Annotated in this window: 27 protein-coding genes and 1 other RNA gene; 14 read left to right on the top strand and 14 right to left on the bottom strand. The window is 66.5% G+C overall.

Features of this window, described 5'->3' with window-relative positions; all coding sequences use genetic code 11:
* Positions 1–124: 124 nt before the first annotated feature.
* From ACP15H_RS03595 to ACP15H_RS03635, 9 genes are all read right to left on the bottom strand, one after another.
* Positions 125–859 (bottom strand): arginyltransferase, encoded by a 735-nt coding sequence (locus ACP15H_RS03595; protein WP_425064851.1) that lies wholly within the window; start codon positions 857–859, stop codon positions 125–127.
* Between the two features lie 84 nt (positions 860–943).
* Positions 944–1549, bottom strand: a complete 606-nt coding sequence (locus ACP15H_RS03600; RefSeq protein WP_425064852.1) for a DUF4126 domain-containing protein — start codon at positions 1547–1549, stop codon at positions 944–946.
* Positions 1550–1559: 10 nt separating this feature from the next.
* Complete coding sequence (gene recR, locus ACP15H_RS03605) at positions 1560–2153, bottom strand: recombination mediator RecR (RefSeq protein WP_425064853.1); 594 nt, start codon at positions 2151–2153, stop codon at positions 1560–1562.
* 8 nt (positions 2154–2161) lie between these two features.
* Positions 2162–2491, bottom strand: coding sequence for a YbaB/EbfC family nucleoid-associated protein (locus ACP15H_RS03610; RefSeq protein ID WP_425064854.1), 330 nt, complete (start codon positions 2489–2491; stop codon positions 2162–2164).
* Complete coding sequence (locus ACP15H_RS03615; RefSeq protein WP_425064855.1) at positions 2492–4246, bottom strand: DNA polymerase III subunit gamma/tau; 1755 nt, start codon at positions 4244–4246, stop codon at positions 2492–2494. It lies immediately after the preceding gene.
* Between the two features lie 97 nt (positions 4247–4343).
* An RNA gene (ffs, locus tag ACP15H_RS03620) (signal recognition particle sRNA small type) lies at positions 4344–4438 on the bottom strand.
* Between the two features lie 109 nt (positions 4439–4547).
* Entirely contained in the window at positions 4548–5855 is a 1308-nt protein-coding gene (locus ACP15H_RS03625) for an LLM class flavin-dependent oxidoreductase (protein WP_425064856.1), read from the bottom strand.
* Positions 5855–6244, bottom strand: a complete 390-nt coding sequence (locus tag ACP15H_RS03630; protein WP_425064857.1) for a copper chaperone PCu(A)C — start codon at positions 6242–6244, stop codon at positions 5855–5857. The genes ACP15H_RS03625 and ACP15H_RS03630 overlap by 1 nt, the downstream gene beginning before the upstream one ends.
* An 83-nt stretch (positions 6245–6327) precedes the next feature.
* Positions 6328–7059, bottom strand: a complete 732-nt coding sequence (locus tag ACP15H_RS03635) for an SDR family NAD(P)-dependent oxidoreductase (protein ID WP_425064858.1) — start codon at positions 7057–7059, stop codon at positions 6328–6330.
* Positions 7060–7199: 140 nt separating this feature from the next.
* Between ACP15H_RS03635 and ACP15H_RS03640 the strand changes: the two genes are divergently transcribed.
* The 3 genes from ACP15H_RS03640 to ACP15H_RS03650 all read left to right on the top strand — a co-directional run bounded on the left by ACP15H_RS03640 (position 7200) and on the right by ACP15H_RS03650 (position 10180).
* The gene (locus tag ACP15H_RS03640) at positions 7200–8174 is read left to right on the top strand and encodes a Bug family tripartite tricarboxylate transporter substrate binding protein (protein WP_425064859.1); all 975 of its coding nucleotides are present in this window, start codon (positions 7200–7202) and stop codon (positions 8172–8174) included.
* An 85-nt stretch (positions 8175–8259) separates the two neighbouring features.
* Positions 8260–9201, top strand: a complete 942-nt coding sequence (locus ACP15H_RS03645; protein ID WP_425064860.1) for a Bug family tripartite tricarboxylate transporter substrate binding protein — start codon at positions 8260–8262, stop codon at positions 9199–9201.
* 4 nt (positions 9202–9205) lie between these two features.
* Positions 9206–10180, top strand: coding sequence for a Bug family tripartite tricarboxylate transporter substrate binding protein (locus ACP15H_RS03650; RefSeq protein WP_425064861.1), 975 nt, complete (start codon positions 9206–9208; stop codon positions 10178–10180).
* A gap of 3 nt (positions 10181–10183) precedes the next feature.
* Here ACP15H_RS03650 and ACP15H_RS03655 read toward each other — a convergent pair whose 3' ends face one another.
* Complete coding sequence (locus ACP15H_RS03655) at positions 10184–10903, bottom strand: SDR family NAD(P)-dependent oxidoreductase (RefSeq protein WP_425064862.1); 720 nt, start codon at positions 10901–10903, stop codon at positions 10184–10186.
* Positions 10904–10969: 66 nt separating this feature from the next.
* Between ACP15H_RS03655 and ACP15H_RS03660 the strand changes: the two genes are divergently transcribed.
* Together ACP15H_RS03660 and ACP15H_RS03665 are read left to right on the top strand one after the other, a co-directional pair.
* Positions 10970–11752 (top strand): alpha/beta fold hydrolase, encoded by a 783-nt coding sequence (locus tag ACP15H_RS03660; protein WP_425064863.1) that lies wholly within the window; start codon positions 10970–10972, stop codon positions 11750–11752.
* A 215-nt stretch (positions 11753–11967) separates the two neighbouring features.
* Positions 11968–12783, top strand: a complete 816-nt coding sequence (locus tag ACP15H_RS03665; protein ID WP_425064864.1) for a cation diffusion facilitator family transporter — start codon at positions 11968–11970, stop codon at positions 12781–12783.
* A gap of 13 nt (positions 12784–12796) precedes the next feature.
* Here ACP15H_RS03665 and ACP15H_RS03670 read toward each other — a convergent pair whose 3' ends face one another.
* The gene (locus tag ACP15H_RS03670; protein WP_425064865.1) at positions 12797–13993 is read right to left on the bottom strand and encodes a CaiB/BaiF CoA transferase family protein; all 1197 of its coding nucleotides are present in this window, start codon (positions 13991–13993) and stop codon (positions 12797–12799) included.
* Positions 13994–14012: 19 nt separating this feature from the next.
* Entirely contained in the window at positions 14013–14801 is a 789-nt protein-coding gene (locus tag ACP15H_RS03675; RefSeq protein WP_425064866.1) for an enoyl-CoA hydratase, read from the bottom strand.
* An 81-nt stretch (positions 14802–14882) separates the two neighbouring features.
* Here ACP15H_RS03675 and ACP15H_RS03680 point away from each other — a divergent pair, with 81 nt between their 5' ends.
* The 5 genes from ACP15H_RS03680 to ACP15H_RS03700 all read left to right on the top strand — a co-directional run bounded on the left by ACP15H_RS03680 (position 14883) and on the right by ACP15H_RS03700 (position 20343).
* On the top strand, positions 14883–15950 hold the full coding sequence (locus ACP15H_RS03680; RefSeq protein WP_425064867.1) for an ABC transporter ATP-binding protein: 1068 nt from the start codon (positions 14883–14885) through the stop codon (positions 15948–15950).
* A gap of 2 nt (positions 15951–15952) precedes the next feature.
* Positions 15953–17014, top strand: a complete 1062-nt coding sequence (locus ACP15H_RS03685; RefSeq protein WP_425064868.1) for an ABC transporter substrate-binding protein — start codon at positions 15953–15955, stop codon at positions 17012–17014.
* Positions 17015–17017: 3 nt separating this feature from the next.
* The gene (locus tag ACP15H_RS03690) at positions 17018–18070 is read left to right on the top strand and encodes an ABC transporter substrate-binding protein (RefSeq protein ID WP_425064869.1); all 1053 of its coding nucleotides are present in this window, start codon (positions 17018–17020) and stop codon (positions 18068–18070) included.
* Positions 18067–19746 (top strand): ABC transporter permease, encoded by a 1680-nt coding sequence (locus ACP15H_RS03695; RefSeq protein WP_425064870.1) that lies wholly within the window; start codon positions 18067–18069, stop codon positions 19744–19746. Before ACP15H_RS03690 ends, ACP15H_RS03695 begins: the two co-directional genes overlap by 4 nt.
* A gap of 144 nt (positions 19747–19890) precedes the next feature.
* Positions 19891–20343 carry an SH3 domain-containing protein gene (locus ACP15H_RS03700; protein WP_425064871.1) on the top strand — a complete coding sequence of 151 codons (453 nt, stop codon included), beginning with the start codon at positions 19891–19893 and terminating at the stop codon, positions 20341–20343.
* Positions 20344–20365: 22 nt separating this feature from the next.
* Here the strand turns inward: ACP15H_RS03700 and ACP15H_RS03705 are convergent, their stop codons facing one another.
* Positions 20366–21337 carry an ABC transporter substrate-binding protein gene (locus tag ACP15H_RS03705; protein ID WP_425064872.1) on the bottom strand — a complete coding sequence of 324 codons (972 nt, stop codon included), beginning with the start codon at positions 21335–21337 and terminating at the stop codon, positions 20366–20368.
* Between the two features lie 113 nt (positions 21338–21450).
* Here ACP15H_RS03705 and ACP15H_RS03710 point away from each other — a divergent pair, with 113 nt between their 5' ends.
* Complete coding sequence (locus ACP15H_RS03710; protein ID WP_425064873.1) at positions 21451–22347, top strand: YihY/virulence factor BrkB family protein; 897 nt, start codon at positions 21451–21453, stop codon at positions 22345–22347.
* Here the strand turns inward: ACP15H_RS03710 and ACP15H_RS03715 are convergent.
* On the bottom strand, positions 22344–22586 hold the full coding sequence (locus ACP15H_RS03715) for an aa3-type cytochrome c oxidase subunit IV (RefSeq protein WP_425064874.1): 243 nt from the start codon (positions 22584–22586) through the stop codon (positions 22344–22346). The two genes, ACP15H_RS03710 and ACP15H_RS03715, sit on opposite strands and share 4 nt — an antisense overlap.
* Before the next feature lie 139 nt (positions 22587–22725).
* On the opposite strand from ACP15H_RS03715, the gene ACP15H_RS03720 reads away from it, so the two are divergent.
* The 3 genes from ACP15H_RS03720 to ACP15H_RS03730 all read left to right on the top strand — a co-directional run bounded on the left by ACP15H_RS03720 (position 22726) and on the right by ACP15H_RS03730 (position 25886).
* A complete protein-coding gene (locus ACP15H_RS03720; protein ID WP_425064875.1) occupies positions 22726–23244 on the top strand; it encodes a tetratricopeptide repeat protein in 519 nt (172 codons plus the stop codon).
* Between the two features lie 115 nt (positions 23245–23359).
* On the top strand, positions 23360–24742 hold the full coding sequence (locus tag ACP15H_RS03725) for a M23 family metallopeptidase (RefSeq protein ID WP_425064876.1): 1383 nt from the start codon (positions 23360–23362) through the stop codon (positions 24740–24742).
* Between the two features lie 394 nt (positions 24743–25136).
* A complete protein-coding gene (locus ACP15H_RS03730) occupies positions 25137–25886 on the top strand; it encodes a DUF4239 domain-containing protein (protein WP_425064877.1) in 750 nt (249 codons plus the stop codon).
* Positions 25887–25963 lie beyond the last annotated feature (77 nt).

Genomic DNA, 25963 nt, shown 5'->3' on the forward strand with positions numbered 1-25963 from the left:
GCCGCCCATCCGTTCTCGCCGACGGATAGGCTTTCTTAACTTGGTCCGCTGCGCGATGCCAGAGGCTGCTTTGGTTCGCAATGCGGACGAGGTGCGTCAAGACGCTCCACCGTCGCGACATTGCCTACGTTGCAGGCAGCTCCGTCCATCCATCAGGGCCGAAGAATTCCAAAGGACGAAACAAGCGCTTGTAGGCCATCTTGCTCGAATCGGCGATCCAGTAGCCGAGATAGACATAGGGCAGGCCGCGTTTGGCGGCGGCTTCCGCCAGCCACAGGATCATGTGCGTGCCGAGCCCGCGCCGCGGATCCTGCGGATCGAAGAAACTGTAGACCGCCGACACGCCACTCGACAGCCAGTCCACGAGGCAGGCCCCGACCAGCCGGCCATCGGCGGAATCGTCACGGAACTCGATGATCGCCGTTTCGACCGGGCTCTCCTCGACCATGGCGCGATAGTCGTCGAAGTCCATGTCGGCCATGTCGCCGTCGCGATGCCGCGTCAGCACGTAGCGCGAGAACAGCGAAAACTGCTCGCCGGTCGCAAGGGCCTGAGTCTCGACGGCATGGACGTGATCGTTACGGCGCTGGATGCGGCGCTGCGCCCGGCTGGGCTCGAAGTCCCGCACGCGAATGCGCACCGGAACACAGGCTCTGCAACCGTCGCACAGCGGCTTGTAGACGAAGTGGTGCGAGCGGCGGAACCCCGCGTCGGTCAGCGTGTCGTGCTGGGTGATGGCGTCCGGCCCGCTCAGTTCGGTGACGAGCTTGGTCTCCAGACGATGCGGCAGATACGGACAGCGCATCGCCGGCGTCGTGCGGAAGAACCGAAGGGACTGGATGTTCTGTCGGATGAACATGTGCTTGTGATGGCGAGTGTACGCTTCGGGTGGGCGAAGGAAAGCGTCAGTTGTTCAGCCAAAGGTCGATGGAGGGGCTGGCGGTCAGGGCTCCTGTTTGATCCCCCGGGTTAGCCGGCGAAACGGTGTCAGGGCCAATCGTATGAGCTTGGGCAGGAGCCATATCAGGAGCGCCACGAAGACGGCCAGCAGGCACAAAAAAGTGATCGGATGGGCGATCGCCAACGTGAGCCCGCCGAGGACCGTGACGTCCTCGCCCAGCGAGGCGAAAACGTTGGTGAACGGCTCCGGCGAGGTGTTGAGGAGGGCGCGCGATCCGGTCTTGGCGATGTGGGTCCCGGCCGCGAGCGTCCCGCCGAGCAGGCCCGCGATGATCGAAATTTCCGGACTGAGGCCGGTGGCGGCGCCATAGGCCAGGAGCACGCCAGCGGGAATGCGCACGAAGGTCTGAAGCACGTCGTTGATGCTGTCGACGTAGGGGATCTTGTCCGCCAGGAAATTGAGAGCGAACAGGATCGCCGCCACGCCGAGCACCCAGGGCGATTCCAGGACCTGCAGATCGTGCGGCAGGGCTACCACGCCGAGGCGCTGGGCGATCCCGAGGACCAGAACGGCGGCATAGGCGTTGAGGCCGCTGGCCCAGCCGGCGCCCAGGGCGAGGGCGATGGCGGTGAGGGTTTCGGCGCTCATGCAGGCAAAACTAAAGAGCGCGCCGCGCCTTGAAGGCGGTGGCGAGCGTGCCGTCGTCGAGCCAGTCGAGTTCGCCGCCCACCGGCACGCCGTGCGCAAGCCGCGTCAGCGGCACATCGTGGTCGGCCAGTCGCTCGGCGAGATAGTGCGCCGTGGTCTGGCCGTCGACGGTGGCGTTGGTCGCCATGATCACCTCGCGAACGCCACCGGCGGAAACGCGCTCGACCAAGCTGCCGATGTTGAGTTCCTCGGGCCCGATGCCGTCGAGCGCCGACAGCGAACCGCCCAGCACATGATAGCGGCCCGAGAAGATGCGGCCACGCTCCATCGCCCACAGGTCGCCAACATCCTCGACGACGCAGATCAGGCCGGTATCCCGGCGGGGATCGGCGCAGATCGAGCAGGGATCGATCGTATCGAGGTTGCCGCAGACGCTGCAGGACCGGATCGCCCGCGCCGCATCGGCCAGCGCTGCGCCGAGCGGCTGCATCAGCGTCTCGCGCTTCTTCAGGAGATGCAGCGCCGCGCGGCGGGCCGAGCGCGGCCCCAGGCCCGGCAGGCGGCCGAGGAGCTGGATCAGCCGCTCGATCTCCGGGCCGTTCATCTTTTCATCTAGAGCTTGAAGCCCGGCGGCAAGGGCAGACCGCCGGTGATGCCGCGCATATGCTCCTGCACGGTCTGCTCGACCTTGGCTCGGGCGTCGTTGGCGGCGGCCACGATCAGATCCTCGACCACGCCCTTGTCCTCGGGCTTGAAGAGCGAAGCGTCGATGTCGACCTTGCGGGTCTCGTTCTTGCCGTTGACCGTGACCTTCACCAGGCCGGCGCCGGACGAGCCCACGATCTCCAGGCGCTCGAGCGCCACCTGCAGCTCCTGCATCTTCTGCTGCATCTGCTGGGCCTGCTGCATCAGGCCGCCAAGGTCCTTGAGCTTGTCGAACATTCAGAACTCGCTTTCCGGGATATCGTCGTCGGCCGGGTAGTCCTCGGCGGGAGGTGGTTCTTCCGCAATGAACTCGCCCAGCATGGATGTCTGTTCGCCCTTGCGTTTGACCGCCTCGAGCTTGGCGCCTGGGAATGTCTTCAGTATGGCCATCACCAGCTCGTTGTTCTCGGCGGAGCTGCGCAGGTCGTCGGCCTTGGCGGCCTTCTGCTGGACGAGCGTCGGCTTGCCCTCGGCGTTCGAGACCGAGGCGATCCAGCGACGCCCCGTCCATTGGCCCAGCAGTTCGCTGAGGCGCGGGGCGAGGTCGGTCGGGGCCTTGGGCTCGGGGCGGAACTCGATCAGACCCGGCTCGCAGCGCACCTCGTGCACATGGTGCATCAGGCTATGGACCATACGCGGCTCGCGGCGGCTTTCGAACAGTGCCACGACCTCGGCGAAGGTGCGCGGAGCCGGCATCGCCGGTGCGGGCTGGGCCGCGACCGCCGTGACCGGCTGGGTCGCCAGACGTGCCGCCGCCCCGCCACCGCCATTGCCTCTCGGCATTGCCGGGGCCGACGCACCCGCCGGAGCGCCGCCGCCATTCTGCAGCACTTTGATCGCGTCCCCGGGCGAGGGGAGGTCGGCCACATAGCAGAGCCTGATCAGCGCCATCTCGGCGGCGCGCAGCGGCGAGGGCGCGGCGAGGGTTTCCTGCAGGCCCTTCAGCAATAGCGTCCAGGCCCGCGTCAGCGAGGCCATGGAAAGCTTGCCGGCCATCGCGAGCCCCTGCGCGCGATCGCTGTCGGCGGTGGAAGCGGCGGCCTCGGGCGCCACCTTGAGGCGGGTCACCCAGTGCGTGAGTTCGAGCAGGTCCTGCAGCACGACCACGGGATCGGCACCGGAATCGTGCATCTCTCCGAGCGAGGCGATCATCGCCGGCGCATCGCCGCGCATCGTCTTCTCGAAGAGTTCGAGCACGCGGCTGCGGTCGGCGAGGCCCAGCATGTCGCGGACCTGCGCCGCATCGACCACGCCGCCGCCATGGGCGATCGCCTGGTCGAGCATCGACAGGCCGTCGCGCACCGATCCGTCGGCGGCGCGTGCCAGCAGGGTCAGGGCCTCGGGCGAAATCTCGACCTTCTCGGCCTGCGCGATCTTGCCGAAATGCTCGGTCAGCGTCTCGTGCGGCACCCGCTTCAGGTCGAAACGCTGGCAGCGCGACAGCACCGTCACCGGCACCTTGCGAATCTCGGTGGTGGCGAACAGGAACTTCACGTGCGGCGGCGGCTCTTCCAGCGTCTTCAGCAACGCGTTGAAGGCCTTCTCCGACAGCATGTGCACTTCGTCGATGATGTAGACCTTGTAGCGGGCGGAGACCGGGCGATAGCGCACGCCCTCGATCAACTCGCGGACGTCGTCGATACCGGTGCGCGAGGCCGCGTCCATCTCGATCACGTCGACGTGGCGGTCTTCGGTGATGGCCTTGCAGTTGTCGCAGACGCCGCAGGGATCGACCGTGGGCCCGCCGGTGCCGTCGGGCCCGACGCAGTTCAGGGCACGGGCGATGATGCGGGCCGTCGTCGTCTTGCCGACGCCACGCACCCCGGTGAGCATGAAGGCATGGGCGATACGGCCGGTGGCGATGGCGTTGCGCAGGGTGCGCACCATCGCTTCCTGTCCAACCAGGGTGGTGAAATCGACGGGACGGTATTTGCGAGCGAGAACGCGATAGGGGACTGCCGGGTCTTCCGAGCCCGTGGTGGCCTGAGCCATGGCGATCACCCGCTATCCTGCGCCGTGGCCACGTTGCGCCCGGCGGTCATCGCGCCTGGGCGGCCCGCCCTCCGCGTCGGCGCGCGCAGGGGAACGGGGTGAGAGACCGGCATGACCCGAAGCGAATTCGTTACGGCTGCTTCCTTCCGGATCTGACCGGGTTGGCGACTGCTCCGCCCACACCGGCCCCTCGAGGCGGTTATATCAGGAGTCCGGGCGTCCGGCGCAAGGGCCGAGTGAAGGCGTTGTGAACTTCATCAACAACGGCGCTCAAAGTATTGATCTAGAATAGTTATTTTATTCATATTCGTTTGTCGGCAGGGCGCGCGAGCCCGAGATGATCTCGCAAGGTCGTGCCGGTGTAGTCGGCACGGAAAAGGCCACGCTCCTGCAGGATCGGCACGACACCTTGCGCGAAGGCGTCGAACTGGCCGGGAAAGAACGGCGGCATGACGTTGAAGCCGTCCGCCGCGCCCTGTCGGAACCAGGCCTCCAGCGTGTCGGCAACCTGCAGCGGCGTGCCGATGGGCAGCAAGTGTCCGCGCGCCGCCGCCACGCGATGGAAGAGTGCACGCAGCGTGAGGTTCTCCCGACGCGCCATCTGGATCAGCAACGCTGCCCGGCTCTTCAGATGCTCGGTCTCGGGCACCTCGGGGACCGGCACGTCGAGCGGATGGACCGACATGTCGGCGCCCAGCCGCTCCGACAGCACGGTGAAGGCCTGCGCCGTGTCGATGTTGCGGTTGAGCTCGGCGAAGATCTCCTGGGCCTCGTGCTCGGTCCGGCCCACGACCGGCATCACGCCCGGCATGACCAGGGCGGCGCTTGCAGGCCGGCCGTACGTCGCAAGTTGCGCCTTCACGCTCCTGTAGAAGGCCTGCGCCTCGGCGAGGTCGTTCTGCGCCGTGAACACGACGTCGGCGATGCGGGCCGCCAGTGCCTGGCCTGGGCCGGAAGAGCCGGCCTGGATCAGCACCGGATGGCCCTGGGGCGAGCGTGGCACGTTGAGCGCGCCCTGCACCGAGAAATACTTTCTGTCGAAGGCGGGGACATGGAGGCTGCCCGGACGCACGAAGACGCCGGCCTCCTTGTCGGCGACGAAGGCGTCGTCGTCCCAGCTGTCCCAGAGCAGGCGGCAGGCCTCGACGAATTCTTCCGCCATCGCATAGCGCTCGGCATGCGGCGGATGCGGACGGCCGAACACGGCGCTCGACTTGGCGTAAGCCGTCGTGACCACGTTCCAGCCGGCGCGCCCGGCGGAGAGATGGTCGAGCGAGGCGAAGGCGCGGGCCACGTGATAGGGCTCGGCATAGGTCGTCGATGCCGTCGCCGCGAGACCCAGTCGTGTGGTGCCCATGGCGAGGGCGGAGAGCAGGCCGAGCGGCTCGAACTTGCCGATGGTCGAGGGATGCTCGCCGTAGCCGGTGGCGAAGCCGTCGCCCAGGAAGAACATGTCGAACCTGGCCGCCTCGGCGGTGGCCGCGATGTGCTGCATCAGCGCCAGGTTGGGCGTGCGCGCGTCGGCCTCGGCATGGCGCCATCCGCCCACATGATGGCCGGGCGTCTGCACGAAGACGCCGAGCCGCATCTGGCGGGCCGGTGGACCCATTACGGGGAGCTGAGAGACGCGTGTCCGACGGCGCCGGGCGATTCCACGGAAAAGTCCACGGCGACGCTGCCGGCCTTCTCGAAGACGAGGGTGACCGGCAGTTTGCTGCCGGCCACCAGCGGTGCGGCGAGGCCGCTCATCAGCAGATGATACCCGCGCGGTTTGAGGACCTGTTGATTGGCGGGCGGGATGACCAGACCATCGTCCATCTTCCGCATCTCGAGGCCGGGTCCCTTGACCCGGATGGCGTGGATTTCGATCAGCGGCGCTGCCGGGCTGGAGGCGGCCACCAGCCTGTCCGTCTCGCCCTCGTTGACCACGGTCATGTAGCCGCCGGCGATGGCGGGATCGGACGAGGACGAGCGGGCCCAGGGCTTGACGATCTGCAACGGACCGAGGCTAGCGGCCGGGACTTCCTTGGGCTCAGAACGACGAAGCCACTTCAGCAAGATCCATCCTCCGCCCAGCGCCGTCAGTGCGCGAAATAATGCATGCCGCCATCCACCGGAATGACCGCGCCCGTGATGTAGCGCGCCGCCGGGGAGGCGAGAAAGGCGACGAGATTTGCCACATCCTCCGGCTCGCCGAAATACCCGATCGGGATGTTTCGCTCGATGAAGCTGCGGCGGGCCGCCTCGGTCGGGTGGAGTTTCTGCAGGATCTGCTCGCTGTTGATGCGGCCCGGCTGAATCGTGTTCACCGTGACGCCGTCGGTCGCCACGTCGCACGACAGGCCCTTTGCCCACAGATGCAATGCGGCTTTGGCGGCGATGGCGGCGTTCAGACCGCGCGGTTCCATGGAGCCGCTGATGTTGACGATCCGGCCCCATTTGCGCGCCCGCATGGCCGGCAGCAGCGCTTTCGTCAGCCGGCGCGCCGCCGTGAAGTTGAGGGCAAAGGCCTCTTCCCAGACGTCCTCGCCGGCATCCGGTCCGGTCGGCCGGGAGCCGCCGGCGCAGTTCACCAGAATGTCGACCGGGCCCAGTACCTCGTTGGCCTCGGCCGCGATGCGCGCGAGGTCGGCGGTGTCCGTGACGTCGCCGGAAATCGCGGTCACACCGTCGAGCCGCTCGATCTTCTGGGCGCGCCGCGCCGTGGCGACGACCCGCGCGCCTTGTTGTGAGAAGAGCCTGACGACCCCGGCACCGATGCCCGCACTGGCGCCGGACACGAGGCAGGTCCGGTCCTTGAGCTGATAGTCCATCGCGCCTTGATGGAGGAGAACGCGGGACCTGCCAAGAGCTCGACACGGTCCGGAACGCTTGGCCCGTTTCGCGAAATGCGCGCCTCGACATTTGAGCGCACGGACCTATACGGGTCCGGTCTCGATCGAGGAGCGTATGCATGAAGCGTAGAAATGTCCTGGCCGCTCTCGGTGGCCTTCCGCTTGCCGCCACGCTGGGCGCGGGTGCGCGGGCGCAGGAGGCGTATCCGGCGCGCGTCGTGAAGATCCTCGTGCCGTTCGGCCCAGGCGGCTCCACCGACATCATCTCGCGCCTGATCGGCAAGCAGCTCGAGACGGTGACGGGCAAGCCCTTCGTCATCGAGAACAAGGCTGGCGCCACCGGCATGATCGGCACGACCCAGGTCAAGAACGCGCCAGCCGACGGCTATACGATCCTGCTGGGCTCGACCAGCACGCTGGCAGCCAACTTCAGTCTCTACAAGACGATGACCTACGAGCCGTCGGATTTCACGACGGTCGCCGTCAACGGCACCATCGGCAACTTCATGCTGGTGAAGCCGGACGCGCCGTACAAGACGGTGAAGGAATTCGTCGAGTACGCCAAGAAGCAGTCCAAGCCGCTCTTCTCCGGTTACGGCAATGCCTCCTCGCGCGTCCCGGCCGCCCTGTTCGAGGTGACGACCGGCGTGAAGTTCGAGGAAGTGGCCTATCGCGACGCCGTCGCCTCGATCCAGGACCTCAATGCCGGCCGCGTCGACTGCGTGTTCCCCGACCAGGTGGTGGGCGAGAGCTACGTCCGCTCGGGCTATGTCCGTGCGCTGGCCGTGACCTCGAAGGAGCGGTCTGCGCTCTTCCCGGATATCCCGGCCGTCGCCGAGACCTATCCGGAGTATGTGATCATCTCCTACTCGTGCTTCTCGGTGCGCAAGGAGACGCCGGACGACATCAAGAAGAAGCTGAACCGTCTGATCATGGACGCGCTCTATGAGCCCTCGGTGCTGGAAAGGGTGAAGCAGCTCGGCTTCCTGCCGCCGCCGAAGGACTGGACCATCGAGCAGTGCGATGCCTTCGTCGCCAAGGAGCGCGAGGATTGGACGAAGTACATCAAGCTCGCGAAGATCGAGCCACAGTAACCCCCGGTATTGCGCCGCCACGGCCGGACGCTAAGCTCCCCGCCGAATGAGCGGGATTGCACGGCGGAGCTTGCTGGGAGGATTGATGGCGGCCGGCGCCGGGGCGGTCGCTCCGGCGCGCGCCAATGACTGGCCGACGCGCACGGTCTCCTGGATTGTGCCGTTCCCGGCCGGCGGCGGGTCCGACATGTTCTCGCGCCCGGTCGCGGCGCGGGTCGCCGAGGCGATCGGCGAATCGGTGGTGATCGACAATCGCAGCGGCGCCGGCGGCACGGTCGGCACGGCCGTCGCCGCCCGTGCAGCGCCGGACGGCTATACGATGCTGGTGGGCGACACCGGTCTCGTCTATGCGCCGACGATCTACCCGCGGGCCGGCTTCGACTTCCTGCGCGACTTCGCGCCGATCGCTGCCTTCGGCCGCGTGCCCTACGCTTTGGTGATCAATCCGGCGCGGATCGACGCCGCCACTCTCGAAGCCTTCATCGAGATGGCCAAGAAGGCGCCAGGCGGCATCGACATCGGTTCGGCCGGCCTCGGCACGGTGACGCATCTCGCCATCGGCCTCTTCGAGGACCGTGCAGGTGTCAAATTCACCCACGTTCCCTATCGCGGCGGCGCGCCGATGCTGCAGGACCTGCTGGCGGGACAGATCGGCGCGGCCTTCGTGCTGGTGAGCGCGGTGGCGGCGGCCGTCCGGTCGGGCAAGCTGCGCGCGCTCGCGGTCATCAACCGACGCCGTGACGCGCAGCTGCCCGATGTGCCGACGGCGCACGAGGCGGGGTTGGCCGATTTCCGCATGACCACCTGGTTCGGCCTGTTCGCGCCCATCCGCACGCCCGATGTCGTGCTCGACCGGGTCCATGCCGCCGTGCAGCGAGCCCTGGGCTCCGACGAGGTCAAGCGGCTGTGGGCCGAGCATGGCGCCAAGGTCGAGCTCGAAAGCCGTGCCGACTTCGCCAACTTCATCGGCCGCGAGGTCGAGCGGTGGACCCGCATCGCCAAGGCCGCCAACGTCCAGATGGAGTAGTTCGATGACCGTCTCGCGTCGTGCTGCCTTGGGCGGCGTGCTGGCCACGGCCATGGCAGGACCGGTCCACGCCCAGCAATGGCGTCCGCCACGGGCCATGAACTGGATCGTGCCGTTCCCGCCCGGCGGCTCGAACGACACGTTCGCGCGTCCCGTCGCGGCCCATGTCAGCCGACACTTCGGCCAGCCGGTGGTGGTCGAGAACCGCAGCGGCGCCGGCGGCACGTTGGGCGGCATGGTCGTGGCGCGGGCGCGGCCCGATGGCTGCACCCTGCTGGTCGCCAACAGCGCCCAGTCCTTTGCGACGGTCGTCTACCCCGAGTCGGGCTTCGACCTGCTGCGCGACTTCGCGCCGGTCGGGAACATCGCCAAGGTACCGGTCGGGCTGGTCGTCAATCCGGCCAAGCTCGACGTCAAGGATCTCGCAGGCTTCCTCGCGGCGGCGCGCAAGGCGCCGGACTCGATCAACATCGGCTCCTCGGGCCTCGGCACCATGCCGCATCTCGCTATCGAACTGTTGCAGAGGCGCACCGGCATCAGGCTGACGCACGTGCCCTATCGGGGCGGCGGCCCGGCGTTGCAGGACCTGCTGGCGGGCCAGCTCGACGCTACCTTCCAGCCGCTCAGCACCGTGGCTTCTTACGTCCAGTCCGGCAAACTGCGCGCGCTCGCCGTCGCGACCACCAAGCGCGAGAGCGTGATGCCGGACGTGCCGACTTTCGCCGAGGCCGGCGTGAAGGACTTCCAGGTCAGCACCTGGTACGGCCTGTTTGCGCCCAGGGCGACGCCGGCCGTGCCGCTCGATGCCTTGCACGCCGCCGTGCAGTCGGCGCTCGCCGAACCCGACATCAGGCGCATCTGGCAGGAGCAGGGCGCCAGCATCGACCTCGAAAGCCGCCAGGCCTTCGGCGCCTTCGTGAAGGCCGAGGTGGAGCGATGGAGCGCCATCGCCCGCACCACCGGCCTGCCGATGGAGTAGGTCTCAGGTCTGGCCACCGCCGTTCACCTGGATCATCTGGCAGTTCACGTAGGCGCCGCCGTCGGAGACCAGCAGGCCGAGCACCGAGCCGATCTCGGCGGGCGTGCCCATGCGGCCGAGCGGGACCTTGGCCATGGTTTCGAGACGATGGTGGTTGGACTCGCCGTCGTCCTCGACATCGGCCGAGATCGGGCCGGGCGAGATGGCGTTCACCGTGATGCCCTTGGGACCGAATTCCTTGCCCAGCGCCTTGGTGAGGCCCCAGACGCCATGCTTGGCAACCGAGACCGGGGCGCGGCCGGCATAGCCGTGCATCGCATTCATGCCGGTGAAGTTGACGATGCGGCCCCAGCCTTTCTGCACCATGCCGGGCAGGCAGGCCTGCGACAGCCACACGGCGGCGTCGAGGTCCACCGAGATCACGCGCCGCCAGTCGGCCTCGCTCATCTCGAGGAAGGGCTTGGCCGGCCGCAGCGCCGCGTTGTTCACCAGCACGTCGATCGAGCCGAACTTCGCGATCGCCTCCTGGGCCATGCGGCGGCATTCCGCGGGGCTGCCGACATCGGCCATCACGACCAGCGTCTCGACGCCGAGCGCAGCGGCTTCCTTGGCCACCGACTCGCAGGCTGCGCGGTCTGACGAGCCGTTGATCACGACGTCGTAGCCCATCCGGGCGAGCTCCAGGACACAGGCCCGGCCGATGTTTCGGCCTGCGCCGGTCACTAAAGCTGTTCTCCGCGTCGTGGCCATCTTCTATATCTCCCGCTTCATATGTTCAGAGGGCGTGACGTGGAGCTGAAGACAATTTCGCTCGGACAGCGCCCGGCGCGAGTCTGGACCGGCGGCACAGGCGAGGCAATCGTGCTGCTGCACGGCGGCTGGGCCGGGGCCGAAGCATACTGGTCGACCGTGACCGACGATCTCGAACGCACTCATCTCGTCGTGGCGCCCGAACTGCCGCCGATCCACTCGCCTGAAGGCCTGCCGAGCTTCGGCGCCTACGCCTCGTGGCTCGCCGAGTTGCTGACCGCACTCGGCATCGAGCGCGCCACCCTGGTCGGCAACTCGCTGGGCGCGACGATCGCCTGGCGCTTCGCTGGCCAGTATCCCGAACGCTCGGCGGGGCTCGTCGTGGTGAACGGCTACCAACCGCCCGGCTACTCGAAGATGCTGCGCTGGCTTGCGGGCGAAACGCCGATCCGTCGGTTGGCGCGCGGCAACCTGCAGCGCCTGCATTTCGGGCCCGAGGTCCTGCCGCTCGCCTTCCACGACCGCTCCAAGGCGCCGGCGGAGATCTTGCGGACGCTCGACGGCTTCACCACCGCTGACGCCGACCGCATCCTCGACGTGTTGCTGTCCGGTGAGGAAGCCGCGCCACCGCCCAAGGGATCGGTCCTGCTGATCTTCGGCGAAGCCGACCGCTCGCCGGTCCTCGACAAGCACGGCGCAAGAAAGATGCGGCTGTCCCTCGAACAGTCGAAGCTGGTGACGATCCCCGAAGCCGGCCACCTGCCGCAGATCGAGCGCCCGGCCGAATTCCTCCGGGCGCTGCGCGGGTACCTGAAGCGGTAGGCTGGCGGTGGGCCCTGTCATCCATCTGACTGATATGATGTTCTAAACGGAATGCATATCGGCACTGGCGCTTGAGGAGACAATCATGGCAGGCGGGCATTCCCACGGTTCGGGGCATTCCCCACGGTTCGCCGAGCCGCTCGCAGGCAGGCGGGTCGGCTGCCGCCCAGCACAAGACGCGCCTGAAGTGGGCGCTGGTTTTGACGGCCTCGTTCATGGTGGTCGAGGTCATCGGCGGGGTGATCACAGGCAGCCTGGCGCTCATCGCCGACGCCGCCCACATGTTGACGGACGCCGGCGGCCTCGCTCTCGCTCTCATCGCCATCAACTTCGGCGAGCGTCCGGCAACACCCCAAAAAACGTTCGGATACGTCCGCATGGAGGTGCTGTCTGCGCTGGCCAATGCAGTGGTTCTATTGGTCGTGACGGCGTTTGTGCTCTACGAAGCCTATGATCGCTTCCTGAATCCGCCGCCCGTCCTCGGTGCGCCCATGATGGCGGTCGCCATAGCGGGCCTGATCGTCAATCTCATCAGCATGAAGCTGCTGTCGGCGGGTTCGTCGGACAGTCTCAACGTCAAGGGCGCCTACTTCGAGGTGATGAGCGACATGCTGGGGTCGCTCGGCGTCCTCATCGCCGCCGTCGTAATCCTCCTCACCGGATGGACACTCGCCGATCCCTTGGTCGGCGCCGGCATCGGCCTCTTCATCATTCCGCGCACATGGGTGCTCCTGCGCGAGGCGATTCATATCCTGATGGAGGGTACGCCGCCCCATGTCGACCTGACGTTGCTGGAAAGGACGCTGCTCGCCATTCCCGGCGTGACGGCGGTCCATGACATTCATGTCTGGACAATCACCTCCGGCATCGACGCCATGAGTTGCCATCTCGTGATCTCCGACATGGCCCGTTCGCGGGAAACACTCACCGCGGCGCAAGCGGCGATGCGCGACACGTACGGCCTGTCTCACAGCACCATCCAGATCGAGGATGAGGCGCTGCGAGCGGAAGAAGGCGTTTCGCGTATCTGACCTACGCTATGCCCTAGACTGCGCCATCCGACTTGAGACTCGCGATGGCCTTCGCGTCGTAGCCCAGACCCGTCAGCACTTCGTCGGTGTGCTGGCCGAGATCCGGCGTCGGGTTGAGTGTCTTGGGTTGCGGATAGTCCGACAGGTTGATCGGCTGGCCCACCACCTTGATCTCGCCCAGCGCGGGGTGGTTGACCGGGCGGGCGATGCCGAGGTGCTGGACCTGCGGTTCGGCGAAGGTCTTGTCGATCGTGTTGATCGGGCCGCAGGGCACGCCCGCCTTGTTCAACGACTCGATCCAGTGGGCGCTGGTGTTGGTCTTCGTCACCTCGGCCAGACGCTCGTTCAGCGCCTTGCGGTTCTGCGAGCGCAGTGCCGGCGTGGCGTGCTCGGGATGGTCGATCAGCGCCTGGGCGCCCAGCGCGAGCGCCGCGCGCTTCCACATCTTGTCGCCGGCGGCGGCAATGTTGATGTAGCCGTCGCTGGTGGGGAAGACTCCGGTCGGGATGCTGGTCGGATGGTCATTGCCGGCCTGCTTCGCGACCTCACCCTTCATCAGCCAGCGCGAGGCCTGGAAGTCGAGCATGAAGATCTGCGCCTCGATCAGCGAGGTGTGGACCCACTGTCCCTTGCCGGTGCGCTCGCGCGTGTAGAGCGCCAGCATGATCGCCTGGGCCAGCAGCAGACCCGAGGTGAGGTCGGCGATGGGAATGCCCACGCGCATCGGACCGCGGCCCGGTTCGCCGGTGATCGACATGAGGCCGCCCATGCCCTGGGCGATCTGGTCGACACCGGGGCGCGCCGCATCCGGGCCGCTCTGGCCGAAGCCCGCGATCGAGCCGTAGATGATGCGCGGGTTGATCTTCGCCACCGTGTCGTAATCGACCTTGAGGCGATGCTTCACGTCGGAGCGGTAGTTCTCGACGATGACGTCGGCCTTGGCCGCGAGCTTCATGAAGATCGCGTGGCCCTCGGTGCTCTTGAGGTTGAGCGTCATCGACTTCTTGTTGCGGTGCAGGTTCTGGAAGTCGAACCCGTGGCGCGCCCCGCCCATCGAATCGTTGTTCTTGCCGCCCTCGGACGGCGGCGGCGGCGGTTCGATCTTGATCACGTGCGCGCCCCAGTCGGCGAGCTGCCGCACGGCGGTTGGCCCGGCGCGATGGGCCGTGAGGTCGAGGACGGTGAGGTGGGATAGGGGCAGGGCGGTCATCGGCTGTTCCTCACGTTCCCTAGCGGCCCTTGAAGGCCGGCTTGCGCTTTTCCATGAAGGCACGGCGGCCTTCCTTGAAATCCTCGCTGTCGAAACAGGCCTCGGCCATCCTGTCGAGCTTCGCGTGGTCCTGCTTCGACTCGGGCTTGGCGATCTCGCGCGCCGCGGCCTTGGCGAGCGCGATCGTCAGCGGCGCGTTTTGCGCGATGGCCCCGGTGATGCCGTCGACCATGGCATCCAACTCGGCATCGGCGGCGACGCCATGCACCAGGCCCATGTCGTAGGCTTCCTTCGAGGAATACTGCTTGGCGGTGAACAGGAATTCCATAGCGCGCGGGAGGCCGACGATGCGCGAGAAGCGCTCGATGCGCAGGAAGCCGTAGCCGAGGCCGAGCTTGGCGGCCGGCACGCCGAAGCGCGCGCCCTCGTTGCAGTAACGCAGGTCGCAGCAGGCCGCGAGGTTCATGCCGCCGCCGATGCAGTAGCCGGTGATCTTGGCGATGGTCGGCTTGGGGAAGTCGTAGAGCGCCTCGTAGCCCTCCTTGGAAATGGCGTCGTAGCGGACCTGCGCTTCGGCGTTGGCGCGTTCGCTTTCGAACTTAGAGATGTCGGCGCCGGACACGAAGGCCTTGCCGCCCGATCCGCTGACCACCAGGCAACGGATCTCCGGGTCCTGCGCGAAGTCCTTCAGGATGCTGACGAAGCCGTCCCACATGTCGAGCGAGACCGCATTGAGCTTCGCCGGGTTGTTGAAGACGACGTGACCCACGGCGCCCTCGCGGCGACCGATGATTTTCTGTTCCTGCATGCCGGCATTCCTTCAATTGAGGTCGCGAATATAGCGCGCCGGAAACGAAATGAATAAGGTGTGAACCAATAGGGAGGAATCGTGGCCTCAGTAGAACTGAAGGGCCTTTCCAAGCACTACGGCGCTGCCGTCGCTGTCGACGACGTGTCGCTGCGCGTGGAGCATGGCCAGCTCGTCTGCCTGCTGGGTCCGTCAGGCTGCGGAAAGACCACGACCCTGCGGTTGATCGCCGGCTTCATCGAGCCTTCGTCTGGCGAAATCGAAGTGGGCGGCAAGGTCCTGTCCTCGCCGTCGCGCACGGTGCCGCCCGAAGGCCGCAAGATGTCGATGATTTTCCAGAGCTATGCCCTGTGGCCGCACATGACGGTGGCGGAGAACGTGGCCTACGGACTCAAGATCAGGAAGCTCGACCGTGCGACGATCGATACCAAGCTGAAGGCGATCCTCTCGACCGCGCGCCTCGAGGCGCTGGCCGAGCGCTATCCCGGCGAACTCTCGGGCGGCCAGCAACAGCGCGTGTCACTGGCGCGCGCGCTGGTGGTGGAGCCCGAGACGCTGCTGCTCGACGAGCCCCTGTCCAACCTCGACGCCAACCTGCGCGAGGAGATGCGCTTCGAGATCCGTCGCCTGCATGACCAGTATCGCTACACGACAGTCTATGTGACCCACGACCAGGCCGAGGCCATGACCACGGCCGACCTGATCGCGGTGATGAACAAGGGCAGGGTCGAGCAGCTCGGGTCCCCGGAGGAGATCTACGCAAGGCCGCGCTCGGAATTCGTGGCGCGCTTCATCGGTGGCTCCAACGTGCTCGCGGCGAACGCCCTGGACGAGAGCCGCGTTTCCGTCGCCGGCGGCGTGTTGCGCAGCACAGGGCGGAAGCTGGTCACCGGTCGGCCGGTCGCCGTTTCCGTCCGCCAGCACGAGATCGCCATCGACCTCGAAGCGCCGCCGTCGGGGGCGGAGAATCACCTGTACGGCGTGGTGACGCGACAGGTCTTCCTGGGCGCGACGCGCGACTACACGGTCATGCTCGACGACAAGACCGAGCTGCGCGTCAACGCGCCGCCCGGGCGCAACATCGCGGTCGGCCAGGCGGTCTGGCTGCACCTGCCGGCGGAACAATGCCGGGCACTGGCGGAGGAATGACCATGACGAGGAAGCTGACGCGACGCCATGTGCTTGCCGCCTCGACGGCGGTGGCCGCGGGTTCGTTCATCACCCCGGTGCGGGCGGCACCGCCGGAACCTACCAAGATTACACCGGCCCTGATCGAGGCCGCGAAGAAGGAAGGCAAGTTCTCCTGGTACACGTCGGTCGACCTGACCCTGGGCGAGAAGGTCGCCAAGGCCTTCGAGGCCAGATATCCCGGCATCACCATGAAGGTCGAGCGCTCGGGCGCGGAGCGCAACTTTCAGCGCATCGGCCAGGAGTTCCAGAACAAGATCTACAACTGCGACGTGGTGAACAGCACCGACGCTGCGCACTTCATCGTGTGGAAGCGGGCCAAGATGCTGGCGCCGTTCGTGCCGGAAGACGTAGCGCAGTTCTTTCCCGCCGTGCACAAGGACCCCGACGGCATGTTCGCCGCGTGGCGCATCACGCTCTCGCCGATCGCCTACAATACCAAGCTCGTGAAGGCCGAGGACGCGCCGAAGTCCTATGCCGACCTGCTCGATCCCAAGTGGATGGGCAAGATCGTCAAGGCGCATCCGGGCTACAGCGGCACCATCATGACGGCGACGCAGCAGCTGAGCCGTGACCTCGGCTGGTCGTGGTTCGAGAAGCTCTCCAGGCAGAAGGTCATGCAGGTCCAGTCGGCGACCGAGCCGCCGAAGAAGATCGCGCAGGGCGAGCGCGCGGTGATGGCCGATGGCGGCGAATACCTCGTCGAAGACCTGAAGACGCGCGGTGAACCGGTCGAACTGGTTTACGCGACCGAGGGCACGCCGCTCATCACCGGACCGTCCGCCGTCATGGCCAATGCCCCCAATCCCAACGCGGCGCGACTGTTCCAGGCCTGGTCGATGACCCGCGAGGCGCAACAGCTCAACATAGACGTCGGCGCGCTGCGCTCGGCGCATCCGCAGGCCGTGGACCGCGCCGACATGAAGAAGTTCTCCGACATCAAGACATTGAAGGAAGAGGCGAGCGTCGTCGCCGACCAGGCCGACGCGATCAAGGCCCAGTACGTCAAATACTTCAAGGTGTAGCCCATGCGCCGTCGTCAGTTCGTCGCCGCCGCCGCGGCCTCCACCGCCCTCGCACCGCTCGGTGCGCGGGTCCTGGCCGCCGCACCGCCACCACAGGCCATCACGCCGGAATTGATCGAGGCGGCCAAGAAGGAAGGCAAGGTCACCTACTATACGGCGATGGACCTTTCCGTGGCCGAGCCGATGGCCAAAGCATTCGAGGCGAAATATCCCGGCATCAAGGTCGCCGTGGAACGCACCGGCGCGGAACGGCTCTTCAACCGCATCGGCCAGGAAGTCGGCAGCAATATCCGCCGGGTCGACGTGGCCAATAGCTCCGATGCCGCACATTTCATCGTGTGGAAGCGGCAGGGCTGGCTCGAGCCCTTCCTGACGCCCGACATGGCGGAGAACCTGCCGGCCGACCAGCGCGATGCCGACGCCGCCTTCGTCAACCAGCGCACGCACCTCTCGACCATCGCCTACAACACGAAGCTGGTGAAGCCCGAGGATGCGCCCAAGGGCTTCGTCGATCTGCTCGATGCGAGATATTCGGGCAAGCTGGTGAAGGGCCATCCGGGCTATTCCGGCACGATCATGACGGCGACCCAGCAACTCGCGAAGGCACTGGGCTGGGAGTATTTCGAGAAACTCTCGAAGCAGAAGGTGCTGCAGGTCCAGTCGGCGACCGAACCACCCAAGCGCATCGAAGCCGGCGAGCGCGCCATCGCCGTCGATGGCAGCGATTATCTGTTCTGGATGGCGAAGGAACGCGGCTCGCCGATCGAGGTCGTGCATGCCGTCGAGGGCACGCCGCAGATCTCCAACCCGATGGCGATCTTCAAGGCCTCGCCAAGTCCCAATGCCGCGCGTCTCCTCGTCGGCTGGATCATGTCGCCCGAAGGACAGGAGTTCATCGTCAACGTGAGCGGCCAGTATCCCGCGAACAAGCTGGTGAAGGCTAAAGCCGGGCGGCCGGCACTGGCGTCGATCAAGACGCTGCCGGAAGATCCGGTCGAGGTCGAGAAGACGGCGGACGAGATCAAGGCGCGCTACCAGCGTTACTTCAAGGTATGACGCGCAGCTTCGACCTGTCGCGGCCCGTTCTCGTCGCGGTCGCCGCGCTGCTGGTGGTGATGATCGTGCTGCCGGTCGGCTGGCTGCTCGTCGTGAGCCTGACGGGCAAGGATGGCGGAATCACGCTCGCCAACTTCGTGGCGCTGTTCACCGATCCCACCTTTGTCGATCCGCTGATCACCACGCTCATAATCGCCAGCTCGGTGAGTGCGATCTGCTGCCTGGTTGCGGCACCTCTGGGGTGGCTGGTGGCGCGCACCGACATGCCGCTCGCCCGTACGATCCGCACCTTGGTAATGGCCTCGCTGGTCACTCCGCCCTTCGTCGGCGCCATTGCCTGGGAAATGCTGGCCGCACCCAACTCGGGCCTCCTTAATCAATTGTGGCGGGTGCTCAGCGGCATGCCCTCCGACGAGGCGCTGTTCGACATCTACAGCCTTACGGGGCTGATCTTCGTCATCTCCTGTTACACGTTCCCCTACGTCTTCATCCTGGTCGCCAATGCGCTCGACCGGATGCCGGGCGAACTCGAAGATGCGTCGTCGATGCTGGGCGCGAAGACCTGGCAGACCGCGCGGCTGATCACGGTGCCGCTGGCACTGCCGACCCTGCTGGCGGGCGCGCTGGTTGCCTTCCTGCAGGCGCTGAACCTGTTCGGCTCGCCGGCGATCCTGGCCATCCCGGCCGGCTTCCACACGCTCACCACGCGCATCTGGAGTCTGTTCCAGTTTCCACCCAAGCCCGAGCTGGCGGCGGCCGCCTCGGTGCCGTTGCTGGTGCTGACGGTGCTGTTGCTGCGCGCCCAGGCGATGGCGCTCGGCCGGCGCGGCTATGCGGTGCTTGGCGGCAAGTACGGCGCGCCGCGACCCATCCGTTTGGGCTGGCTGCGCCTGCCGGCCGTCGCGGTGGCGCTGTTCGTCCTAGCCATGCCGCTCTTCCTGCCCTACGCGGCGCTGTTCAACTCGGCCTTCTCGAGGGTTGCCTCGCGCATCGTCGGCCCGGAGACGATCACCCTGCACAATGTGAAATTCACCTTCCTCGAGCTCAGCTCGACGATGCCGGCGCTCAAGAACACCTTCCTGCTGGCGACCGCCTCGGCCACCCTGGGCGCGCTGCTGGCGCTGATGATCGCCTACATCGTGGCGCGCAGGGCGGTGCGCGGCTATCGCGTGCTGGGCTTCCTCGCCACTGCGCCACTCGCGATACCGGGCATCGTGCTGGGCGTCGGCCTGTTCCTCGCCTATACGCGCCCGCCGCTCGCCCTCTACGGCACGCTGTGGATCCTGCTGATCGCCTTCGTGACGATCGAGTTGCCGGCGGCCTACCAGCAGCTGGGCTCGGCCTTCCATGCCGTGCATCCCGAGCTGGAGGAGGCGGGCCGCATGCTGGGCGCCACGCGCCTGCGCACGCTGGCCGACATAACCGCGCCGCTGCTGCGTTCCGCCGTGATCGCCACCTGGTGCTTCATCTTCGTCGCGACGATCCGCGAGCTTTCGGCAGCCGTGATCCTGTTCACGTCTGAGACGAAGGTGCTGTCGGTGCTGATCTTCGACCTCAAGGAAAGCGGCGACGTGGGGGCCATCGCGGTCCTCAGCCTCACGATGGTCGCGATCACCACCATCGTGATCGCCGCGGCCAATCGCCTGCACGGACGGCCACAACTGCGCCCGGCCTGACGCGCCCGGGTTCGCCCGGCCTGTCAAGCGGGTGACGTGCCGTCGTAATCGGGCAACAATGGCGGGATCGACGCGCACCCGTCCCAGAGGTCCTGAACCGGGGTGGGTGTTCCCCTGAACGTCTCCGGAAAGGAAAGCCCACGAATGCTCTTCGCTCGCTATTTCCTGATGGTCCTCCTCGCTGGCGCATTTGCGCTGGATATGCCGCAGGCCGTTGCCCAGCAAATGGTCAGCGTGTCACGCGAGGAAGTGAACCTGCGCTCGGGTCCCGGAACACGCCATTCTTCGGAGTGGGTGCTGAGCAGAGGCTTTCCCCTGAAGATCGTGGGACGACGCGGCGACTGGCTTCAGGTCGAGGATTTCGAGAAAGACAAGGGCTGGATCCTGCGAACGTTGACCAGCAACACTCCGTATCACATCGTGAAGGTCAAGAGTGCCAACATGCGCAGCCAGCCGACGACGGCCAGCCGCATCGTCGGCAAGGTATCCTACGGCGACACGCTGAAGACCCTCGAGCGCCGGACGGGCTGGGTGAAGGTCCAGCGCGACGGCAGCGTCCGGGGGTGGGTCTCGCGGCACCTGCTCTGGGGCTGGTAGTCGCCATCCTCCTGCGAGGCGCTCAGTTGAAGATCGCGACCTCGTCGACCGTGATCGGCCTGGCGAGCAGGCCGAGCTGCTCGAGCGTCTTGATCGTGGCTTCCCAGCCTGCGCGGGTCTGCTGGCCCGTGGGCGGGCCCGAAAGCTGCTGCGACACCGTGGCGATGCTGCGGTCGACGTAGCGCGGCGCCAGGCGCGGGAAGATGCGGGAGAAATACAAGGCGGCATCGCCGGGGCGTTCCCGCACCATGTTGTAGCCTTCCTGGACGGCTTCCTCGACCTTTCGCGCGATCTCGCGTCTGGCCGGGTCGGCCCAGGCGGCATCGTTCACGATGAGGTTCAGGCTGTAGGCCCTCACGCCAAAATCGGCCAACCGCACCATCATGATGTGACGTCCCTCGGCGATCAGTTCCGAGGGGGCCATTTCGTCATAGTCGATCAGCGCATCGACCTTCTTTTCGACCAGGTCGTAGGCGCTCCAGTTGACCGTCTTCTCCTGGATCCTGCTGCGGTCGAGCTTGTTGGCGGCGACCAGGGCGCGAAACTCCTCGTTGGTGATGCTGCCGGGAACGAGCCCCAGCGTCTTGCCGTAGAGGTCGCGCGGATGGGCGATGCGGTCCTCGCCGCGCGTGTAGATCACGGTCGGCGTCTTGGCGTAGTAGACCGCAAGGCTCTTGATCGGCTGGCCCTTGGAGCAGGCGATGGCGGTGGCAATGCCGCTCGACGAACCGATCCAGTATTGCTTCCCGGAGCCGATCATTTCCGCCGACGAGATGGCGCCCTGCGTTTCGGCGAAGGACACTTCGAGGCCGCGCCGTTCGAAAGCGCCCATTTCGCGGGCGAGGAAGAATCCGGCGTAGGTCGGCAGAGCCTTCCAGTCGAGCAGGATCTCGACTTTCTGGGGAACGTCGGGCGGAGTCTGGGCCAGCGAGGAGAGGGAGGGCAGCAGGCTCAGGGCGGCGGCAAGGACCAAACGACGGCTGGCACGGGTCATGTCGATATCCTGGATCGGCGTCGGACGGAGAAGCGGCGCAACATGTCATAACCCTGTCCCCGTAGTGGAGCGAATTTCCTCGGGCCGCGTTTTCGGCCGTGGAAACGTCACCCATGGAAACTCCCTCCCTTTCCGGCCGCTTCCGGCGCCTCCTCACCGAGACCGTCGAAGGCTTCATCGCCGACGATGCCTTCAGCCGGGGAGCGGCCATTGCCTACTTCACGCTTTTCTCCCTGGCGCCCGTCTTGCTGCTCGTCATCGCCGTTGCGGGGCTGGCCTTCGGACAGGAGGCTGCGCAGGGGGCGGTGGTCGAGCAACTGAGCGGCCTGATGGGCCGAGAGACCGCCGAGGCGATGCAGGCCATGATCCGGAGCGCCAGCGATCGCATGACGGGTATCGTCGCGACGCTGATCGGCCTGTTCACCATCCTGCTGGCTGCCAGCGGCGTGTTTGGCGAAGTCCAGTCGGCCCTCAATGCGATCTGGAAGGCCAAGCCCAGGCGTTCGACCATGTCGCGGCTGATGCGTGCGCGGCTCGCCAGCTTCGGCCTGGTGGTCACGTTGGGATTCGTCCTGATGGTATCGCTGGCAATCAGTGCGGCACTGACCGCATTGGGGACGTTCCTCAAGCACACTTTTCCGGCCGCCGTGGTCGCGGTGCAGGTGGCGGATCTGGCCATTTCGGTCGCGCTCATCTCGAGCCTGTTCGCAATCATGTACAAGGTGCTGCCCGACACGCCGATCCGCTGGCGCGACGTCGCGGTCGGCGCTCTGGCGGCGACCGGGCTGTTCGAGGGCGGCAAATATCTGATCGCCCTCTATATCGGCCAGTCGGACGTCGCCTCGAGCTTCGGCGCGGCCGGTGCCTTGATCGTCCTGCTGTTGTGGATCTTCTACTCGGCGCAGATCTTCCTGCTGGGGGCCGAATTCACGCGCGCCTGGACGCACGTCTACGGGGCGCGTTGCCCTGTGCCGCCCTCGCGGGCCGACGAGGGGGCGCGGCCTGATTAGCTGGAGATCGCGAATCCCACGAGCAAAGCAAGGGTGCCGCCGAGGCCCAGTATGACGCCGAGGAACGGCAGATGCCCCACGAAGCCCAAGGCCATGCAGGCCAGCACGAGGATGATGTGGAGCACGGCGAAGAGCACCAGCTTGCTGAAGCCTTCGTACGTCTGCTCATGGGCGCGTAATTCTTCCGATTGCTGATTGCCCGGCGAGACAGCGTTGAGATTGGGGCCGGCGGTAGCCATCAAGAGTCTCCCATCGATTTCACCTCGACGGCCAACGCGGGGGCTTCTCCCGCGTTGCTGCAAGTGCGGCTCCTGCCTTTTCCAGAGTGTGCGCCGGCGGACTTGTCGAACCGGAGGGGCGTCGGCATATCATGATGCCATGAAAACGCTCCTGCCTGCGCTTCTGCTCCTCCTCGTCTCGGTGCTGTCGCTGCCGTCGATGGCGCAATCCTTCGAAGAACAGATGCGCCAGGCGGCGGGCGCCTACGAGCGCAAGGACATGGCGACCGCCGTGCGCATCTGGAAGGTGTGGGCCGCCAAGGGCGATCCGGAGGCACAGACGCTGCTCGGTGCCATGTACTGGAGCGGCGAGGGCGTCACGCGCAACCTCAACGAAGCCGCGCGGCTGTATCTTGCTGCTGCCAAGCAGGGCTATGCGCGCGCCCAGAACAATATCGGTTTCATGCTGGGCTTCGGCGAGGGCGTTCCGCCGCGCGACGATGTCGAGGCCTACAAATGGATCAAGCTTTCGACCGACCGCTACACGGCGAAGAACCAGGATCGCCTCGACCAGGCGCAAAAGGACCTCGCAACCCTGTCTGCGCGCATGACCCCTGCGCAAATCACCGAGGCGGAAAGGCGAGTCCGGGCATGGAAACCAGTGCCGCAAGTGAGGTAAGGTCCGCGACCACGCGGCGGTCACGAGCGATGCCCCGGCGTCGGCCCTATAGAAGGACTGGATGAACCGACCCTCGGTCGCTGCGGCTTTTGCCGCCTCATTGCTATTCGGCGGGATGTCCCAGAGCATCGCGCGCGATCTGCCGCGAGCGATCGGTACGGAGCCCGTCCATGACCAGCCCGCTCCCGATACGGGCCTTCGCGATCATCTATCCTTCCTGCGGCTCGCGTCAGTAGACGACCTGCTCGCCCGCGTTCTTTCCATTGAACTCGCGCTGGAACAGGTCCAGCCGATCATTCCCCTAGCCGATACGGTGCCGCCGCCCGTGAACACCGGCCCCGTTCCCGAGGCGGTGCTGGCCTATGGTCGTGTTGAGGCCGATCGCCTGCTGGGCGATGGCGAAGACGATGCCCGTCTGCAGGTCTATCTTCCGTTCCAGCGCCGGATCGGCGTTTCGGGCGTGATCGCCGGCGGTTCGCTCGAAGCCTCGGCGGCCGCTGCGGGCGTCCCGGCGCCGGCCATGCTAGAGGCCATGCAGGCGTTCGAGACGTCGGTCGACCTGAAGAAGGAGATGCGGGACGGCGACAGGTTCTACGTCCGCTACGAGCAGACCTTCACCCAGGCGGGGGCGCCGCTCGATGTCGGCCGCGTTCTTTGGATGGAACTGCGCACGCCGAAGGGCATGATGGCGATCCATCGCTTCCGCATGCGCGACAATACCGAGCGCTTCTGGATGGCAAGCGGGCAGGCGGCGACGCCGCCATCGTTCCGTCTTCCACTCGATACCATATCGATCTCATCGGGATTCGGGCTGCGCGCCGATCCGTTCGACCAGCCGCCTCCGCCTTACGGCGGCAAGCCGCAGGGCGCCGGTGGCCCGAATCTCGCGAAGCCTCTGCCGCCCGGGCTGCCCACCGGGGGCGCCACCGACATGCCGCGCGCGGGCGTTGGCGGTGCTTCGTCCTCCGGCCTCTCCTCGTATGGAGGTTCCTCCTATGGAGGGTCTTCATATGGCGGTTTTCGCGCGCCGCCGGCCTACGCCTTGTCGGCGCGCCCCTCGTCGCGATCCCTGTTCATGCATGAGGGCGTCGATCTTGTGGCACCTGCGGGCACACCCGTGGTGGCGGCGGCCGACGGCATCGTCGTCGGTGCGGCGCCGAACGGGCGCTACGGAAACTGGGTTCGCCTCGAACATGGCGGCAAGCTGGCTTCGGTCTATGGCCATCTCTCCGCCTTCGCGAGCGGCCTCCAGCCCGGCATGATGGTGTCGCGCGGCGACGTGATTGGCTACGTCGGCAGCACCGGCCGTTCCACCGGGGCCCATCTCCACTTCGAGCTCCAGGTCGACGGCAAGCCGGTCAATCCCATCACCCATCCCGAGTTGAAGCGCGCGCAGCTGCGGGGCGCCGACCTCGAACGGTTCCGCAAGCAGGTGGCGGCCAGCCGCGCCGAGCGCGACCTCGAGGCGATATCAGCCGCCGTCTCAGTCGCTGACTGAGCCTTCGCACACGGCGCCGAATCCGACGAGCTGCAGTTCGCGCGCGCTCGCGAGCTGGGGCGACGGAGTGGGCCAGGCGACCGAACGTGCCGACGTGACGAGCGCCAGCAACCCGCGATGATGCCGCGCGAAACTTCACGAGACGGCTCCATCGATCCCTCGACCACGAGGGAAGCCGCTTGAGGGCGAGGAGCAGCCAGACCTCTGAGGGAGGGCTGCTGGCAACCGATCATTTCTGGCCCCGGGCGCGAGGCCGGTCATTTTCGGCGACCGGTCCGTAGCGGCGCACTGTGGCGGGCGAAGTGGTCTGCCGTAACAGTCCGGTAAGGCGTCCGCGGTAAGCTCATTGCACTTGTGTTACCCGCGCAGGCCGCGCCCGGACGAGGTGATCGAGTTGAGTGCCGTCGAAACCGCGCTGCTTGTCCTGGGCCTGATCCTGATCAGCATTGCCGCCGGCGTTCTTCTCCGCCGAACGCTGCCGGAGAAGCACCTGAGCGGTGATTCCAAGGACGTCATCAAGCTGGCGACGGCTCTCATCGCCACCATGGCGGCGCTGGTGACGGCGCTTCTCTTCGCCTCGACCCGTGCCTCCTACGAGGCCACTCATAGCCAGGTCGGCCAGCTCACGGCTAATGTCATCGAGCTCGACCGTCTTCTCAAGGATTATGGCGCCGAAGGCGTGGCGCTGCGCCAAGCCCTGCGCCAGGACGTTGCCGCCATCGTGAGTACGATCTGGCGCGACGACGATGCGGTCGCCCCGACGCCGGCACAGGCTTCGGCGTCGGAAGCCCAGGTCATCACCAGACTGCGCTTGCTCGCGCCGCGCGATCCGGTTCAGACTTCGCTGCAGGCACGAGCATCGGTAGTGAGCAATGCGCTGGCCCAGATCCAGCTCACACTCTACGCGCATCCGTCCGACTCGCTCGCCAAGCCGTTCATCACCGTGCTGGTTCTGTGGCTCTGCTTCATTTTCGGCAGCTTCGCGATGTCCGCGGATGCCAACGGCACGATGCTGAGCGTGCTGTTCTTCTGCGCCCTCTCCGCAGCCAGTGCGATCTATCTCATCCTCGAACTGGGCCAGCCGTTCGACGGGCTGATGCAGGTGCCGAGCAATCCCCTGCGGTACGCGCTGGCGCCCCTGTAGCGCGGGAAGGGAGGCGGGGCCTCTGCTACCGGGTCATACGGAAGCCGACAATGAGGGCGTGGTCGCAATCCCGGCTG

The sequence above is a fragment of the Reyranella sp. genome (assembly GCF_965249915.1).
Classification (GTDB): Bacteria; Pseudomonadota; Alphaproteobacteria; order Reyranellales; family Reyranellaceae; genus Reyranella.

What these genes read in the sequence shown, in the direction of transcription:
- ACP15H_RS03650 (WP_425064861.1), top strand. Translation starts at nt 9,206, where the DNA reads ATGACCGTCTCGCGTCGTGCTGCCTTGGGCGGCGTGCTGGCCACGGCC.
- ACP15H_RS03595 (WP_425064851.1), bottom strand. Translation starts at nt 859, where the DNA reads ATGTTCATCCGACAGAACATCCAGTCCCTTCGGTTCTTCCGCACGACG.
- ACP15H_RS03600 (WP_425064852.1), bottom strand. Translation starts at nt 1,549, where the DNA reads ATGAGCGCCGAAACCCTCACCGCCATCGCCCTCGCCCTGGGCGCCGGC.
- ACP15H_RS03665 (WP_425064864.1), top strand. Translation starts at nt 11,968, where the DNA reads ATGGTGGTCGAGGTCATCGGCGGGGTGATCACAGGCAGCCTGGCGCTC.
- ACP15H_RS03640 (WP_425064859.1), top strand. Translation starts at nt 7,200, where the DNA reads ATGAAGCGTAGAAATGTCCTGGCCGCTCTCGGTGGCCTTCCGCTTGCC.
- ACP15H_RS03705 (WP_425064872.1), bottom strand. Translation starts at nt 21,337, where the DNA reads ATGACCCGTGCCAGCCGTCGTTTGGTCCTTGCCGCCGCCCTGAGCCTG.
- ACP15H_RS03670 (WP_425064865.1), bottom strand. Translation starts at nt 13,993, where the DNA reads ATGACCGCCCTGCCCCTATCCCACCTCACCGTCCTCGACCTCACGGCC.
- ACP15H_RS03725 (WP_425064876.1), top strand. Translation starts at nt 23,360, where the DNA reads ATGTCCCAGAGCATCGCGCGCGATCTGCCGCGAGCGATCGGTACGGAG.
- ACP15H_RS03635 (WP_425064858.1), bottom strand. Translation starts at nt 7,059, where the DNA reads ATGGACTATCAGCTCAAGGACCGGACCTGCCTCGTGTCCGGCGCCAGT.
- ACP15H_RS03645 (WP_425064860.1), top strand. Translation starts at nt 8,260, where the DNA reads ATGGCGGCCGGCGCCGGGGCGGTCGCTCCGGCGCGCGCCAATGACTGG.
- ACP15H_RS03610 (WP_425064854.1), bottom strand. Translation starts at nt 2,491, where the DNA reads ATGTTCGACAAGCTCAAGGACCTTGGCGGCCTGATGCAGCAGGCCCAG.
- ACP15H_RS03695 (WP_425064870.1), top strand. Translation starts at nt 18,067, where the DNA reads ATGACGCGCAGCTTCGACCTGTCGCGGCCCGTTCTCGTCGCGGTCGCC.
- ACP15H_RS03675 (WP_425064866.1), bottom strand. Translation starts at nt 14,801, where the DNA reads ATGCAGGAACAGAAAATCATCGGTCGCCGCGAGGGCGCCGTGGGTCAC.
- ACP15H_RS03700 (WP_425064871.1), top strand. Translation starts at nt 19,891, where the DNA reads ATGCTCTTCGCTCGCTATTTCCTGATGGTCCTCCTCGCTGGCGCATTT.
- ACP15H_RS03715 (WP_425064874.1), bottom strand. Translation starts at nt 22,586, where the DNA reads ATGGCTACCGCCGGCCCCAATCTCAACGCTGTCTCGCCGGGCAATCAG.
- ACP15H_RS03685 (WP_425064868.1), top strand. Translation starts at nt 15,953, where the DNA reads ATGACGAGGAAGCTGACGCGACGCCATGTGCTTGCCGCCTCGACGGCG.
- ACP15H_RS03690 (WP_425064869.1), top strand. Translation starts at nt 17,018, where the DNA reads ATGCGCCGTCGTCAGTTCGTCGCCGCCGCCGCGGCCTCCACCGCCCTC.
- ACP15H_RS03615 (WP_425064855.1), bottom strand. Translation starts at nt 4,246, where the DNA reads ATGGCTCAGGCCACCACGGGCTCGGAAGACCCGGCAGTCCCCTATCGC.
- ACP15H_RS03710 (WP_425064873.1), top strand. Translation starts at nt 21,451, where the DNA reads ATGGAAACTCCCTCCCTTTCCGGCCGCTTCCGGCGCCTCCTCACCGAG.
- recR (WP_425064853.1), bottom strand. Translation starts at nt 2,153, where the DNA reads ATGAACGGCCCGGAGATCGAGCGGCTGATCCAGCTCCTCGGCCGCCTG.
- ACP15H_RS03720 (WP_425064875.1), top strand. Translation starts at nt 22,726, where the DNA reads ATGAAAACGCTCCTGCCTGCGCTTCTGCTCCTCCTCGTCTCGGTGCTG.
- ACP15H_RS03625 (WP_425064856.1), bottom strand. Translation starts at nt 5,855, where the DNA reads ATGGGTCCACCGGCCCGCCAGATGCGGCTCGGCGTCTTCGTGCAGACG.